Origin of the sequence: Paraburkholderia phymatum STM815, assembly GCF_000020045.1 — a bacterium.
Classification (GTDB): domain Bacteria; phylum Pseudomonadota; class Gammaproteobacteria; order Burkholderiales; family Burkholderiaceae; genus Paraburkholderia; species Paraburkholderia phymatum.
Genome location: NC_010623.1, coordinates 923,428 through 938,946, shown reverse-complemented (window position 1 = coordinate 938,946; position 15,519 = coordinate 923,428). Strand labels below are relative to the sequence as shown.

13 protein-coding genes are annotated in these 15,519 nt (G+C 62.8%); 5 read left to right on the top strand and 8 right to left on the bottom strand.

From position 1 onward, the window contains the following. Positions 1-17: 17 nt before the first annotated feature. The 5 genes from BPHY_RS19975 to BPHY_RS19955 all read right to left on the bottom strand — a co-directional run bounded on the left by BPHY_RS19975 (position 18) and on the right by BPHY_RS19955 (position 5,064). A complete protein-coding gene (locus tag BPHY_RS19975) occupies positions 18-1,481 on the bottom strand; it encodes a heavy metal sensor histidine kinase (RefSeq protein WP_012403259.1) in 1,464 nt (487 codons plus the stop codon). Beyond that, entirely contained in the window at positions 1,481-2,158 is a 678-nt protein-coding gene (locus tag BPHY_RS19970; RefSeq protein WP_012403258.1) for a heavy metal response regulator transcription factor, read from the bottom strand. Before BPHY_RS19970 ends, BPHY_RS19975 begins: the two co-directional genes overlap by 1 nt. A gap of 165 nt (positions 2,159-2,323) precedes the next feature. Further along, the gene (locus BPHY_RS19965; protein ID WP_012403257.1) at positions 2,324-3,187 is read right to left on the bottom strand and encodes an ABC transporter permease; all 864 of its coding nucleotides are present in this window, start codon (positions 3,185-3,187) and stop codon (positions 2,324-2,326) included. 24 nt (positions 3,188-3,211) lie between these two features. Next, positions 3,212-4,009 carry an ABC transporter ATP-binding protein gene (locus BPHY_RS19960; protein ID WP_012403256.1) on the bottom strand — a complete coding sequence of 266 codons (798 nt, stop codon included), beginning with the start codon at positions 4,007-4,009 and terminating at the stop codon, positions 3,212-3,214. 44 nt (positions 4,010-4,053) lie between these two features. Beyond that, entirely contained in the window at positions 4,054-5,064 is a 1,011-nt protein-coding gene (locus BPHY_RS19955) for an ABC transporter substrate-binding protein (RefSeq protein WP_012403255.1), read from the bottom strand. A gap of 207 nt (positions 5,065-5,271) precedes the next feature. On the opposite strand from BPHY_RS19955, the gene BPHY_RS19950 reads away from it, so the two are divergent. The 4 genes from BPHY_RS19950 (at position 5,272) to BPHY_RS19935 (ending at position 11,310) form a co-directional block, all read left to right on the top strand. Continuing rightward, positions 5,272-5,949, top strand: coding sequence for a response regulator (locus tag BPHY_RS19950; RefSeq protein WP_041764427.1), 678 nt, complete (start codon positions 5,272-5,274; stop codon positions 5,947-5,949). Between the two features lie 16 nt (positions 5,950-5,965). After that, positions 5,966-7,366 carry a sensor histidine kinase gene (locus BPHY_RS19945; RefSeq protein ID WP_012403253.1) on the top strand — a complete coding sequence of 467 codons (1,401 nt, stop codon included), beginning with the start codon at positions 5,966-5,968 and terminating at the stop codon, positions 7,364-7,366. A gap of 147 nt (positions 7,367-7,513) precedes the next feature. Next, complete coding sequence (locus BPHY_RS19940) at positions 7,514-9,106, top strand: aspartate-alanine antiporter-like transporter (protein WP_012403252.1); 1,593 nt, start codon at positions 7,514-7,516, stop codon at positions 9,104-9,106. Between the two features lie 266 nt (positions 9,107-9,372). Beyond that, positions 9,373-11,310 (top strand): putative bifunctional diguanylate cyclase/phosphodiesterase, encoded by a 1,938-nt coding sequence (locus BPHY_RS19935; RefSeq protein WP_012403251.1) that lies wholly within the window; start codon positions 9,373-9,375, stop codon positions 11,308-11,310. A 31-nt stretch (positions 11,311-11,341) separates the two neighbouring features. Here the strand turns inward: BPHY_RS19935 and BPHY_RS19930 are convergent, their stop codons facing one another. After that, complete coding sequence (locus BPHY_RS19930) at positions 11,342-11,800, bottom strand: Lrp/AsnC family transcriptional regulator (RefSeq protein ID WP_012403250.1); 459 nt, start codon at positions 11,798-11,800, stop codon at positions 11,342-11,344. A gap of 260 nt (positions 11,801-12,060) precedes the next feature. Between BPHY_RS19930 and BPHY_RS19925 the strand changes: the two genes are divergently transcribed. Continuing rightward, positions 12,061-13,131, top strand: a complete 1,071-nt coding sequence (locus tag BPHY_RS19925; RefSeq protein ID WP_012403249.1) for a Leu/Phe/Val dehydrogenase — start codon at positions 12,061-12,063, stop codon at positions 13,129-13,131. Between the two features lie 63 nt (positions 13,132-13,194). On the opposite strand, the gene BPHY_RS19920 is transcribed toward BPHY_RS19925, so the two are convergent. Next, positions 13,195-14,067: a sulfurtransferase gene (locus BPHY_RS19920; RefSeq protein WP_012403248.1), complete on the bottom strand. Its 873-nt coding sequence runs from the start codon at positions 14,065-14,067 to the stop codon at positions 13,195-13,197. 124 nt (positions 14,068-14,191) lie between these two features. After that, the gene (locus BPHY_RS19915) at positions 14,192-15,298 is read right to left on the bottom strand and encodes an aromatic ring-hydroxylating oxygenase subunit alpha (RefSeq protein WP_012403247.1); all 1,107 of its coding nucleotides are present in this window, start codon (positions 15,296-15,298) and stop codon (positions 14,192-14,194) included. Positions 15,299-15,519 lie beyond the last annotated feature (221 nt).

Genomic DNA, 15,519 nt, shown 5'->3' with positions numbered 1-15,519 from the left:
CGTTCGCATAGCGTGCGTTATGCGCGCGTTGAGCGAAAGGTCAGCACGAAACGCGTGCCGCGCGCGTCGCTTTCCGCATGGACGGTGCCGCCATGCAGATCCATGATGGTGCGCACGATCGCAAGGCCAAGCCCCGTCGAACCCGGCGAGCCTTGCGGCGAACCGGACGAGGGCAGCGTGCTGCGTGACGGATCGACGCGATAGAAGCGGTCGAAAATGCGTTCGAGATGTTCGGGCGCGATCGGCTCGCCTTCATTCGATACGGTGATGCGCACGCCGTCGCCGGCCTCGCGCGCGTCGAGCGCGATTTCCTTGTCGCGTGGCGTGTAGCGAAGTGCATTCGCCAGCAGATTGCTGACCGCGCGGCGAAAGAGTTCGAGATCGGCGGTAAGCATCGCGGCGCCTGTAACGCGCACGCGCACGCCGGCATCTTCCGCGACGCCTTCGAAATACTCGCCGATGTGCGTCAATTCCTGCACGGCATCGAACGTGCGCATGTGCTTGACGAACTGCGGATGCTCAGCGCGCGCAAGAAACAGCACGTTCTCGATCATGCGCGACAAACGTTCGCACTCTTCGAGATTCGACGCGAGCAGCGCTTCGTAATCGTCGGCAGAGCGCGGACGTGCGAGCGCGACTTCCGTAGCACCCCGCATGTTGCCGAGCGGCGTACGCATGTCGTGAGCGAGATCGGCGGTAAAGCGCGACATCTGCTTGAAGCCGCGATCCATGCGTTCGAGCATCGCGTTCAGCGTCGTCACCAGCGTTTCGAGTTCGCGCGGCACGCTCTTGACGGCAATGCGCGTGTTGAGCCGGTTCACGGTCACCTCTGCGGCGCTGGCGGCAATCTCGTGCACGGGCCGCATGGCCGCGCGAATCAGCAGATAGCTGAGCACGGTAGTCAGTAGCACGCCGGCGATGCCGTAGATCGTGAGCGAGTCGCGGTAGTGATCGAGTAGCGCGTAGCGGTCGCTCATGTTGCGCGCGATCAGAATGCTGACCATTTCGCCGTCACGCAGCTTGACGTCGGTTGCGACGCCGCGTATCGGCGCGCCGGTGCTGTTTTTCCATCCGACGATCGCGTCTTGCGTGATGCGATCCGTTGCCTGCACGCGCTGAATGGAGCGGCCGGCGGCGAGCAGTGCGCTGTCGTTCGCGGGCGTCGCGCTGCCGAGCGTGCTTTCGAGATTGTGTTCGATGGCAAGTTGCCCGTTGGGATCGAACACTTCCATGGACATCCCCGGATTGCCGAGCACGATGCTCGTGATCCGGTCGCCATGCTCGCGAATGCCAGCTGACGTATCGATCTCCGCCGCAAGACGACGCGCATGACGCGCCGACAGCACAATGCTCATGTCGTCCTGAGAACTGATCTGCTGTTCGAGCGCGCGATAGAGAAAGTTGCCGACCAGCACGAACACCACCAGCGTCGTCGCGCCGAATGCGAGCGCGAGCGTGGTGGTGATCGAGCGGCCGCGCATCAAGCCGCTTCCTTGATTTCGAGCACGTAACCTACGCCACGGACCGTGTGGATCAGTTTGACCGGGAAGTTATCGTCGACCTTGCTGCGCAGGCGGCGAATCGCGACTTCGACGACATTTGTGTCGCTGTCGAAGTTCATATCCCATACATACGAGGCGATCTGCGTCCGGCTCAACACTTCGCCGTGGCGGCGCGCGAGCAGTTGCAGCAGCGAGAATTCGCGCGGCGTCAGATCGATGCGCATCGTGCCGCGCTTCACGCGGCGACGGTTGATATCCATTTCCAGATCGCCGATGCGGATCAGTTCGCTTTCGCGCGGCGGTCCGCGGCGCGCGAGCGTGCGTACTCTCGCGAGCAGTTCGACAAAGGCAAATGGCTTGACGAGGTAGTCGTCCGCGCCGAGTTCGAGGCCGCGTACGCGGTCGTTCACGTCGTCGCGGGCGGTGAGAAAGAGCACGGGCGTGGCGCGGGTCGCGCGTAGCGTCTTCACGACGGTCCATCCGTCCATCCACGGCAGCATCACATCGAGGATGATGACGTCGTAGTCTTCCTCTTGCGCGAGGATCAGGCCGTGCGAGCCGTCGTTTGCCACCTCGACCGAATAGCCGGACTCCTCGAGTCCCTTCTTCAGATACGCCGCCGTTTTCGGCTCGTCCTCGATGACCAGGATACGCATCGTTGTGCTCCGCTTCGCTTGCCGCTGATTGACCTTTCAATCATACCGGCATGTGCGCGGACGCTGATTACATTTCGGTAATGTTGCGCAGCATCGTTTCGACGAAAAAAAGCGCCCCATACAGGGGCGCTGTGCAACTACAAAACAACTACTGCGAGAAAAGAATCAGTCGCCGTTCGGCCGCCATTTCAGCAGCCGCTGCTCGACGGCAGTCAGCAGATAATCGGCGGCCAGCGCCACGACAGCGAGCACGATCATCGCGGCAAACACGCCGCTCGCATTGAATGCGCCCTGCGCCGTCGAAATCAGCAGACCGATGCCTTGCTTCGAGCCCAGAAACTCGCCGACCACCGCGCCGACTAGCGCAAAGCCGAAGCTCACATGGAGGCTCGCGAGAATCCAGCTCAACGCCGAAGGAATCACGACGGATGTCGTCACCTGTCGCCGCGACGCGCCCAGAATCTGCGCGTTCGCGATCATGTAGCGGTCTGCTTCACGCACGCCCTGGAAGGCATTCGCGAACACGACGAAGAACACCATCACGACAGCCAGCGCGACCTTCGACGCCATGCCAAGACCGAGCGCGATCACGAACACCGAGCCGAGCACGACACGCGGAATCGAATTGGCGATCTTGATGTAGAGGCTGAACACGTCGGAGAGCAGCTTGTTGCGGCCGAGCACGATGCCACAGAACACGCCCGCCACCGAACCGATGATGAAGCCCAGTCCCGTTTCTTCAAGCGTGACCCAGACCTGCGTCAGGAGCGGTCCTTGCGAGGTGCCGTTCACGAACCAGTCGACGATCTGCTCGAAGATCAGCGAGGGCATGGAAAAGAAGAACGGGTCGATCCATTTCATGCGCGCGGATATTTCCCAGCCGCCCAGCACGAGAACGAGCACGGCGATGCGCAGCCCGATCACGAGCGCGTTGCGTTGGCGAATGCGCTTCTGCGCAATCCGTTCGACCTGCGCGAGCGAAGTGGGATCGAGCCCGGCAGGCATCATCTGTTGAGGCGTTGTAGACATGGAATGAATCTCTGCTTGGGTTGATCAGCCGATCTGCACTTCTTCGCGCAGGTCGTGCCAGATGTCGCGCGAAATTTCGATGAAGCGCGGGTCATAGCGGATTTCCGACGTGACGCGCGGACGCGGCAGATCGATCTCGTAGACCTTCTTCAACGTCGCGGGCCGCGCAGTCAGCACGAACACGCGGTCCGCGAGCGCGATCGCTTCTTCGAGATCGTGCGTGACGAACACGACGGAGCCCGCATTCCCCGACCACAACTGCAGCAGTTCGTCCTGCATCAGCGTGCGCGTCTGCATGTCGAGCGCGGAGAACGGCTCGTCCATCAACAGGATTTCCGGCTTGTTGATGAAGGTCTGCGCGAGCGCGACACGCTTTCTCATGCCGCCCGACAGTTGATGGGGGTAGTGCTTGCCGAACTTGTCGAGTCCGACGCGGCGCAACCATTCGTTCGCTTCGTCGTAGGCGGCCGATTTCGAGCGCCCGCGATACAGCGGGCCTGCCGCCACGTTGTCGAGCACCGAGCGCCACGGAAACACGGCATCCGCCTGAAACACGAAGCCGATGCGTGGATCGATGGCGTCGACGGGCGCGCCCATCACGCGCACTTCGCCCGTGGTGGGCTTGAGCAGGCCCGTTATCATGCTGAGCGTCGTGGACTTGCCGCAGCCCGTCGGTCCGACGACGGCGACGAATTCGCCTTTCGCCACCGACATGCTGAAGTCGCGCAACGCGATCGTCGCTTTGCCGTCGGGTGAAATGAAGCGGCACGATACGTTGCGCAACTCGATCGCGGGTGCGCCGTGCGGCCTGGATTGATTCATCGCGTGCTGCCTCTTTTGTTGCAGATGAGAGTTGACCTTGCCGCTTACTTCGATGCCGTGGAGACGGTCGACACGTATTCGTTCGAGTAGGTCTTCGCGAGGTCGATATGCTTGCCCTTCACGGACGGATTGAACGACGCGAGCACTTTCAGCACGGTCTCGGGACCGTCGGCGGGCATCTTGCCGTCTTTCGTGAACATAGGCAGCGAAGCCTTTAGCGCGGCGACGTACAGATCCTTGTTGCTGCCGTAATAGTCCTTCGGCATCTTTGCGGCGATGTCTTCCGCGCTATGCGTCGCGATGAAATTCAGCGTCTTCGCGAATGCATGCGAGAGCCTGGTGGCGTCGGCCTTGTGCGATTCGGCCCACGCACGCTGCACGTAGAAACTCGAGGCGGGATACGTGCCGCCCAGCGCGGCGCGCGTGCCTTCGAGCGTGCGCATATCGACGAGCACCTTCGCGTCACCCATCTTCAGCAGCTGCGAGACGGTCGGCTCGGTGGTCATGCCGGCGTCAATGCGCTCCTGCTTGATCGCGGCGATGAAGCTGTTGTCAGCGCCGACGGGCAGCAGCGTGTATTGCGTCGACGGGATGCCCGCGCGTTGCGCGAGATACTGCGTGAGGAAGCTCGTCGATGAGCCGAGGCCCGTCACGCCGAGTGTCTTGCCCTTCACGTCGGCCATGCTCTTGAGTGTCGCCGATGCCTTTGTCGACACCATTTCGACTTCGCCCGGCACCTGGCCGAAGATCACGAGCGCCTGCACTTCCTTGCCCTTGCTCTGCAGGTCGATCGTGTGATCGTAGAAGCCGACCACCCCTTGCACCGCGCCCGCGAGCAGCTCGTTTTCGGCGTCGACGCCGGCAGGTTGAGAAAGGATCTCGACGTCGAGGCCCTCGTCCTTGAAGTAGCCGAGCTGCTCCGTCAGCTTCGCGGGGAGATAGATGATCTTGGCGGCACCGCCTACCATGATCGAGATTTTTTCTGCATGAGCGGTGGCGGAAGCGGCTGCGAGGGCGAGTCCGGATACGGCGGCGATCTGGCGGATGGTACGCATCAACAGTCTCCTTTAATGAGGCGCCACCCCGTTCGACGCGGCGCCATTTTTGAATGAGTGCGGCGATTATAAGAAGGTCAAACCTTCTGTAAGCTTTCTGTGTGAGCGGCAAAACATGAGTGTTAACCCGATGCAGAAAACGGCATTGTGCCGACTTACAATCGCGCGGCAATGCTGCCCCAGGCCTTTCATGCATACCGGTTACCGATGAAGCTGCTGTTGATCGAAGACAATCCGACGCTGTCGCACTGGCTCGCCCGCATGCTCGAGCAAGATGCGTTCGCGCTCGATACCGTGCAGGACGGCGAAGCCGCCGACCAGTTGCTTAGCATGAACCGCTACGACGTCGTGCTGCTGGATCTGAATCTGCCGCGACTGTCGGGCAAGAACGTGCTGCGCCGTTTGCGTCAACGCGGCGATGCGACGCCCGTGATGATCCTCACCGCAAGCGGCTCGATCGACGAAAAGGTTGAATTGCTGGGCGCGGGCGCCGACGATTATCTGGTGAAGCCGTTCGAGGTTCGCGAACTGATTGCACGGGTAAAGGTGATGATCCGGCGGCAGTCGGCATCGACCGCAAATGAAGTTTCGTGCGGCGATCTCGCGTTCGACATCGACACGCGCCAGTTCACGCTGAAGGGCGTGCCGCTGAACGTCACACCGCGCGAGCGCAGCGTGCTTGAAACGCTGATTTTGCGCATGGGCAAGACGGTATCGAAAGCGGCGCTGATGGACTCGATCTTCACGCACGACGATCAACCTAGCGAAGACGCGCTCGAAATTTACGTGTCGCGGTTGCGCAAGAAACTCGACGGCAGTTCGGCCGCGATCGTCACGTTGCGCGGCCTCGGTTATCTGCTGCGCAAGAAGGACGACGTCGAATGATGCAGAAGAGCGCCACGTGACGGGCAGCCTGCGCATCCGTCTGCTCTGGTGGCTGCTGGTGCCGCTCGCGATCTACGTCTTCGTGACGGGCAAGGCGGAGTACGACAACGCGCGCCGCACCGCCGATCTCGTGCAGGACAATACGCTGCTGTCGTCGGCACGGATGATCGCGGGCGAGGTCGAGTGGGCGGACGGCACGTTGCGCGTCGACATTCCGCCTGCCGCGCTCGAAATCTTCGCGTCGCCGTACGGCGATCAGGTCTTTTACAACGTGAGCGTCGACGACGACAGGCTGCTCGCGGGCGTGCCGGATTTTCCGTCGATCGCACCGGCAATGGCCTCCGCGACGCATGATACGCCCACGTATTACGACGCCGATCTGCACGGCGCATCGATACGCGCGATCGGCTACGTGCGGCGCATGTACGACAACGGCGCGACGCGGCGCGTGCTGGTGTCGGTCGGCAAGACCCAGGCGTCGCGCGATGCGATGGTGCGCGAATTGTGGCGTCCGCAACTGGTGCGCCAGTTCGAAATGATGCTGCTCGCGGTCGCGCTCGCATGCATCGGCCTCACATTCGAATTGCGTCCGCTGCTGAAAGTGAAGGACGAAGTGATGGACCGCGATCCGATGCAGCTCGAACCGTTGCGCGTCGATCGCCTGCATACGGAGCTACGGCCCATCGTCGACGCGATCAATCAGTGCATCGCGCGGCTCGGCGTGCAGGTCGCTGCGCAACGGCGCTTCATCGCGGACGCCGCGCATCAGTTGCGCACGCCGCTCACACTGCTCGATACGCAATTGCAGTACGCGCGACAGCATCGCGAGCTGGAACCGTCGCTTGGCGAGGCGCTCGCGGCCATGCAGCGCAGCAACCGCTCGATGGTCGGACTCACCAACAAGCTGCTGCTGCTCGCGCAGGCGGAAGCCGCCGACTACACGCAGCTCGCGAATCAACCGGTGGATCTCGCGTCGATCGCGAAGAGCGTCGTCGAAGATCTCGCGCTGTTTGCGCAGAATCGCGACATCGATCTCGGTGCGGAACTGGACGAGTCCGCGTGGGTAATCGGACACGAAGGCCTGTTGACGGCGCTGGTGTCGAACCTCGCGGAAAACGCGATCCGCTACACTCAGCGAGGCGGGCACGTGACAGTCGCCGTGCGCGGCGGCGCGGTGACTGTTGCGCTGAACGTCACCGACGACGGCCCCGGCATTCCTGCCGAAGCGCGCAGCCGCGTGTTCGAGCCGTTCTACCGGGCATCCGCCGATACGGAAGGCACTGGTCTCGGCCTCGCCATCGCGCGTGAAATCGTGCAGGCGCATCGCGGTGAAATCGCACTGGCAACGGGCGAAGGCGAAGCGCGCGGGCTGACCGTGAAAGTCGCGTTCGCCGCGGCATCGACGGTTGCGGCATGACGCTGCACAGCGTCTATGATTGATCTGGCAATACATGGGCGATTGCGCTGCCCATCGCGCGACGAGACGCTCGCGCTCATTCCATTTTGCATCGTGTTCTTTCGTTAGCTAACAGCAAGCGCATCGCTTGCAAGAGGTGGAGCGAATATGGATGCAGTCCGGACGTTGCTTGAATCGCAGCCGTTGCTCACATTGTTTCTCACCGTGGCGGTGGGTTATGTGATCGGTGAATGCAGCATCAAAGGCGTGGCGCTCGGATCGGGTGCGGTGCTGTTCGTCGGACTCGCGATCGGCGGCTTTGCGCCCAGGTCCGCGCCACCCGCATTGCTCGGCACGCTCGGGCTGCTGTTGTTTCTCTATGGCATCGGCGTGCAATACGGCGCGCAGTTCTTTGCCGGCCTGTCGAGCACGGATGGACTCAAGGCGAATGCCGCCGCCGTGCTCGGCGTACTCGGCTCGGGTTTCGTTTCGCTTGCGCTCGGGCCGCTGTTCGGCGTGAAGCTCGATCAGGCGCTGGGCCTCTTTGCCGGTGCAGGCACGAGCACGGCGAGTCTTCAGGCGGTGCTAGCGGTGCTGAAAGGCGAGGGTGCCGCTGTCGGATATAGCGTCGCGTATCCGTTCGGCGTCGCCGGGCCGATCCTGTTTCTCTATCTGCTGAGCGTTGCGCTCGCGCGCAGGATCGACACGCCGCCCGCGCATCTCATCGAAACCGCCGAGATCGCGCTGCGCAACCAGGCGTTTGTCGGGCTCACGTTTCCCGAACTGAAGGCGCGTCTGCCCGCTAGCCTCGGCATCGTGGCCGTGCGCCGCGCGCATCACAACCAGTTGCCCGACGACGATCTCGTCATGCAGACCGACGACGTGCTGCTCGCGACGGCAATGGACCGCGACGAATTGCGCAAGGCTGCCGAGCTGCTCGGCGAATTGCAACCAGGACGCATGATGCGGTCTCGCGAAGATCTCGACTATCTGCGCGTGTTCGCGTCGAGCCGTGTGGTGGTCGGTCGTCCGCTGGGCGATATCCGCTTTCCCGACGGCATGGTGTGCACGATCGCGCATGTGCGTCGCGGCGACGCCGACATGCTGCCGACCCCCGGTCTGATACTCGAGTTCGGCGACCGTGTCGGCCTGCTGATCGGCTCGGGTCAACGCGACGCCGTGCGCAGGCTGTTCGGCGATTCGATCAAGGGCACGGCCGAACTCAGCTATATCTCGATCGGTGTCGGCGCCGCGCTTGGCTTGCTGGCCGGTCTGATTCCGCTGCCCATACCCGGCGTCGGCAAGCTCTCGCTCGGTCTGGCGGCGCTGCTGCTGGTCGCGCTCTATCTAGGCAAGATGCGGCGTCTGGGAAGCCTCGTCTGGACGATGCCGCTATCCGCGAACCTGGTGTTGCGCAACTTCGGCTTGACGGTTTTCCTCGCGCAAGTCGGGCTGTCTTCGGGCCCGAAGTTCTTCGCGACGATCGGGCTGACGGGCGCCGCGTTCCTGCTGTACGGTGCGGCAATTCTGATCGCACTCGTGTGCATCACGGCCGCGTGCTGCCTGTGGATTTTCCGCTTGCCGTTCGATGCTACGGTCGGCGTGATCAGCGGCGCGACGGGCAACCCCGCGATCCTCGCATTCGCGAACCGCATCGCGCCCACCGATCGGCCCGACGTCGGCTACGCGATGATCTTTCCGTCGATGACGATCGTGAAGATCCTGTTCGTCGAGATCGCCGCCGTGATCGTCGGCAGATAGTGCATTGGTCTGATGAATATGCTGTGCCGTCGTGCATCCAGCGACGCATGACGGGCCCTGTCGTGCAAGCGTCTGTCGCGTCGCGGAGACACTCGCGCGGCTCGTTCGCGCGCGAATGATCGGCGCGAGAATCCGTCTCGTATCATCAAGTTCGCCGCGAACCTGCCGTAAAAGCGCAGGCACGCGCGTGACGTGACCGCCATTCTCAGCCAGGCTATCGACGGGCTGTACATCCGGACTTGCCGACCCCTTTCCGCTGCCGAGCCATGATTCGCCCGCAGGACCCTGCATCGTTTCGCACCCATCCGGCCGAACAGGCCGCGCTTTCGCGCTCGCAGTTCGACGCGTTTTCGCGGCAATTGCCGCTGCTGTATGTGATCCTCGTGATCAACAGCCTCGCGGTGGCCGTGACGCACGCCGCCATCGCGCCAGCGTGGCTCTCGATCTGGCTGCCCGCGGCCATGTGCACGGCATGCGCGATCCGGCTCGTCGTCTGGGTGCGGCGCAGGCAGCGCCTCGCGTCGCTGACGGACGAAGAGGTCGCGGCGCGGCTGAAGACGACCGTCCGGCTGATCGCGCTGCTAGGCGCCGCCTTCACGGGTTGGGGGCTGATGCTGTTTCCGTATGGCGACCCATACGCTCGCGCGCACGTTGCTTTTTACATGTCGATTACGGTGATCGGCTGCATCTTCTGCCTGATGCACATGCGCAAGGCTGCGCTGCTGCTGACGGCCATCGTAATCGTGCCGTTCTCGCTGTTCTTTTCGCTGACGCATAACGCGGTGCTTGTCGCGATTGCGATTAACATGCTGCTCGTCGCCGTCGCGATGATCCTGGTTTTGCTCACCTACTATCGCGACTTTGCGAATCTCGTCGCATCGAAGCACGCATTGCAGGCGAAGCAGGCCGAACTGCAACGGCTAAGCGACGAAAACTCGCGTCTTGCCAATCTCGACAACCTGACGGGCCTGCCGAACCGGCGGCGTTTCCTTGCCGACCTCGATGCGCTGTTTCAAACGGCGCAGGCGCAGCACGCGCGCTTTGCCGTCGGCGTGATCGATCTCGACGGCTTCAAGCAGGTCAACGATCTGTACGGTCATGGTGCGGGCGACCGCGTGCTCGAAGAAGTCGGCCGGCGGCTGCTGGACAGGTCAGGGCCGCGCATCCGGCTCGCGCGTCTGGGCGGCGACGAGTTCGGCCTGCTGGTGACGGACGTGCGCGAGCCGCAGGACCTGCGCGACATCGGCGCGGCGATCTGCGAGACGCTGCGTGCGCCGTATGCATGGCCCGGCGCGACCGCGCGGCTGTCGGGATCCCTTGGTTTCGCCATTTATCCGGATGCAGGTGTCTCGCCTGCGCAGTTGTTCGAGCGCGCGGACTATGCGCTGTACTTCGCGAAGGAGCACCGCCGCGGCGGCACGACGATTTTCTCGGCGGAGCACGAGAAGCAGATCCGCGAGCTTGGACAGGTCGAACAGGCGCTGCGGCAGGCGGACCTGGAGCACGAAATGACGCTGCATTTCCAGCCGATCGTCGATGTGGTCCGCGATCGGGTCGTGTCATACGAAGCGCTCGCGCGATGGAACAGTCCCACGCTTGGTTCCGTTGCGCCGTCGCTGTTCATCAAGGTGGCCGAACGCAGCGATTTCATTCATGCCGTGACGGTTGCGTTGTTGCGCAAGGTGCTCGCGACGATGCACCAGAGCGACCCCGCCGTGCGCGTCGCCTTTAATCTGTCGGCGCGCGACATCGGTTCGGCTGAGGCGGTGGCGAATATCACGGACGTCATCCGCGAGAGCGGCATCGAGCCTTCGCGATTGACGTTCGAAGTGACGGAGACGGCCGTCATCCAGGATTTCGAGCAGGCGTCCGCTTCGCTCCACGCTTTCAAACGGCTCGGCGTGCATATTTCACTCGACGATTTCGGCACCGGCTATTCGAGCCTCACGTGCATTCACAGACTGCCGCTCGACAAGATCAAGATAGACCGAGGCTTTCTCGATCGCATCGACGCGGATGGGGCGGCGCAGGACATCGTGCGCAGCATCGTGGAGTTGTGCCGATCGCTCGAATTGATCTGCGTGGCGGAAGGCGTACAGACGCAAGCGCAGGCGAAAGTGCTGCGCGGACTCGGCTGCACGGCGATGCAAGGCTTTTACTTCGGCATGCCGATGCCCTTCGACGAGCAGGCCCTGGTGGCGTGACGGGCGCCGTGTCCTTCTTTCCGATGCGCGCTCAGGGTTCAACGGACACCGAGCGCTTCAGACAGCGCAGCGCGAACATCGAGCGGCTGTCCTGAAAGCCGGGCAGGCGATACAGCTTGCGGCGCAGAAACGACTCGTAGCCTTCCGTACCGGCAACGGCCACCTTGATCAGATAGTCGTATTCACCCGACACGAGAAACGCCTCGACAACTTCTGGCAGATCGGCGAGTGCTTCGCCGAAGCGGTCCAGCGTCCGTTCGTCGTGCTTCGCGAGCTTCACCTCGATGATCACCGTATCCGGCAAGCCGAGCGCCTTCTGATTAAGAAGCGCCGCATAGCCTTCGATCACTCCCGCTTCTTCGAGCGCGCGCACCCGGTTCCAGCATGGCGTGGCCGACAGGCCGACGCGCTCGGCCAGCTTTGCGTTCGAAACGCGTCCGTCGTTGCGCAACTCACGCAAGATTCGCTGATCGGTGGCGTCCAGTTTCATGCTGTCTCCGTTGAAGACGATCCGTCTTCATATTTTAAGTTTGTTGGTCGATTATTTTGCCACGTCAGCTAACTGGGCAGACAAACAGCACGAATTTCGGAAACTGGCCGCATACACTTTTGCCACGGAGTGTCGCGCGTCTTGCGTCGGCACCGAACCTTCAGCCGTGTGCGTCCGCGACCCGGATGACATGCGGCCAGCCTGCGCGAAGCGATCGCTTTGCGCAGACTCAACCGCCTGCCCACAAGGAAGGAACACTGATGGACCGACTGACGACGAATTTCGCTGGAACGCTTTTCGGGCTTCATGGCGAACCCGCGCACGAACGCATTGTCGTGGCCAGCGATGCGGACTCGGGCCTGCAAGCCGTGGTCGCCGTATACAGCACGGTGCGCGGCCCAGCGTTTGGCGGCTGCCGCTACTGGCAGTACGCATCGGATTACGAGGCGTATCACGACGCGCTGCGCCTGTCGCAAGGAATGGCGTTCAAGAACGCGCTCGCCGGCCTGCCGTTCGGCGGCGGCAAGGCGGTGATCCTCAAGCGTCCGGAGCAGATGGATCGCGCGGCGCTGTTCAAGGCGTTCGGCCGCCTCGTGGAGTCGCTCGGCGGCATGTATCTGACGGCCGAAGACGTTGGCACGACCGCCGACGACATGCGCGCGGTGCAGAGCGAAACGGCATACGTGAGCGGCATTCCGCGTGAGAACGACGTGTACGGCGGTAACCCGTCGCCGCGCACTGCGTATGGCGTGTTCGTCGGCCTGAAGGCGGCGGTGCAGGTCGCGCTCGGCCGCGATACGCTCGACGGCATTTCCGTCGCTGTGCAAGGCTTGGGTTCGGTGGGCTGGGATCTGTGCGAAAGACTGCATCGCGCGGGCGCCGAACTGATCGTGTCGGATATCGACGCGGCCAAAACGGAGCGTGCGCAACAGATGTTCGGCGCGCGCGTCGCGGATATCGCGCGCATTGCTTCCGTGAATGCCGACGTGTTCGCGCCATGCGCGCTCGGCGGCTCGATCACGGATGCCGTCGCGCACTGCCAGTTCAAGGTGATAGCGGGTGCAGCGAACAATCAGCTGATGTCGCTGGCAGAGGGCGATACGCTGCATCGGCGCGGCATCTTCTACGCGCCGGACTTTCTCGTGAACGCGGGCGGGATCATCAGCTGCGCGCGCGAATACCTCGGATCGGCCGACAAGCAGGCGGTGCTGGACGAAGTCGCGCAGATCGGACCGCGCGTATTCGAACTCGCCGGGCGAGTGAAGGTGTCGGGTATCGCGCCGGCGCGTGCCGCTGTTGTCTGGGCGCGGGAGATGATGCAGCGCGTCTGATGCTGCGTGGCGGTTCTGCGGCGTGGGCTTTCGTGTGACGCCCACGCCATAGCAACAAGAAAGTTACGGATTGGGGCCGGTAGCGATGGGCCGCGCCGGATCCGAACTCCATTCGCTCCAGGATCCGGGATACAACGCCGCGCCGTGCATGCCGGCGATTTCCATCGCGAGCGCATTGTGGCAAGCCGTGACACCCGAGCCGCATTGCAGAACCACGTGCTCGGCCGACACGCCCGCCGGAATCACGGCGTTGAACTCGTCGCGCAGATTGTGAGCGGACTTGAAGCGGCCGTCGGCGGTCAGGTTGTCTTTGAAGAAGCGATTGCGCGCGCCGGGAATATGCCCGCCGACGCGATCCAGCGTCTCGTTCTCGCCGCGATAGCGATCCGCCGCCCGCGCATCGATCACCACGCGCTCTTTGGTGCCGATATTGCGCTCGACAGCGTGCGCATCGACTGTCACGGCAAGGGGCGCACCTGCCTTGAAGTCACCCGTCGCCTTCGGCGGCGCCTCTTGCGTCAGCGGCTGACCGGCGGCTTCCCAAGCCTGCAAGCCGCCATCGAGCAGCGCCACGGAATCGTGACCCAGCCAGCGGAGCAGCCACCACAGACGCGCGGCGTACATGCCGCCTTGCGCGTCGTACGCGACGACCTGCTGGCCTTGCTTGAGACCAAGTGCGGCGAGCCGGTCGACCAGCGTCTGCCGGTCCGGCAGCGGATGACGCCCGTTGCTGCCCGTCTTCGCGCCGGACAGGTCGCGGTCGAGGTGAAGATAATGTGCTTGCGGCAGATGGCCCGCCGCATAGGCTTGTTCGCCCGCCGCGGTGTCGACGAGGTCGAATCGGCAATCGGCGATGAACACGCTGCCTGGCGCGGCGGCGAGACGTTCGGCGAGATTGCCTGCGGAGATCAGCGTGGTGTAGTGAGTGTGTGGCATGACGGCTCCTGAGAGACTGACTTCGGCAGCGCCGAACGATATCTCTAGTCTAAACAAAAAAGACGGGCCGAAGCCCGTCTTTCCTCGTTCATAGCCGTGCGACGGCCCGTTCGCAACGAGCGCGTCAGATCGTGCCGAGCTCGCGGCGCAGGAACTCGTGGAAGTGCTGCATGCCGTCTTCCATCGGGCTCTGGTACGGACCGACCTGCGATTCGCCACGCTCCAGCAGCGCGCGGCGGCCTGCGTCCATGCGCTCGGCGATCTCGTCGTCTTCGCGCGCCGTTTCCATGTACGCGGCACGTTCCGCCTCGACGAAATCACGCTCGAACAGCGCGATTTCTTCAGGGTAATAGAACTCGACGATGTTGGTGGTGTGCTGCGGGCCGCGCGGAATCAGCCACGACACGACGAGCACATGCGGATACCACTCGATCATGATGCCCGGGTAGTACACCATCCAGATTGCGCCGAACTCGGGCATCTTGCCTTCGCGGTAACGCAGCACTTCGTCGTGCCACTTGCGATACGTCGGGCTGCCCGGACGCGCGAGTTCGTTGTGCACGCCGACCGTTTGCACGCTGTACCAGTCGCCGAACTCCCACTTCAGATCGTCACAATTGACGAAGCTGCCGAGGCCCGGGTGGAACGGCACGACGTGATAGTCCTCCAGGTAGACCTCGATGAAGGTCTTCCAGTTGTAGTTGCACTCGTGCACTTCGACGTGATCGAACATGTAGTCCGCGAAGTCGAAATGCTTGGCCGTGCCGAGGCGCGCGAGATCTTTCGCGACGTCGCGTCCCTGCGACTCGAACAGCAGGCCGTTCCAGCTTTGCAGCAGGGTTGCGCCGAGGTTCAGGCACGGGTTGTCGGCGAAATGAGGCGCGCCGAGCAACTGGCCGTTCAGGTCGTACGTCCAGCGGTGCAGGGGACAGACGATGTTCTCCGTCTGCCCGCGGCCGTTCAGCATGATCGCCTGGCGGTGTCGGCACACGTTCGACAGCAGTTCGATCTGCGACTGCTGGTTGCGAACGAGCACGCGGCCTTCGCTCTCACTGGGCAAAGCGAAATAGTTACCCGCTTCGGGAACCATGAGTTCGTGCCCGACGTAGCGAGGACCTTTCTTGAAAAGGGTTTCGAGTTCGCGCTGGTGAAGCGCCTGGTCAAAGTAAGCCGTGACTGGCAGCTGGCTGTGAATAGCCTTCAGCTGCAATGCATTGCTCAGATTGGACATTCCCACTCCCGATGAAGACGTGAAAGCAGTGAACAACCCAACCATCGAAGATTCGATTTAGGGAGCCCGCGATTATACCTGTTTCCCCCTCCTTGGGGCGACTAAGTGCCTGATTTGGGTTAAAAATGTCGCCGAAGTTCGCGATTTCGACGCGCAAACGTTAGATTTTTTTCTATTGTCGGGAGTGTTGCGCAAGCGTCGCGCCAGCGGGCGTTGGTGCG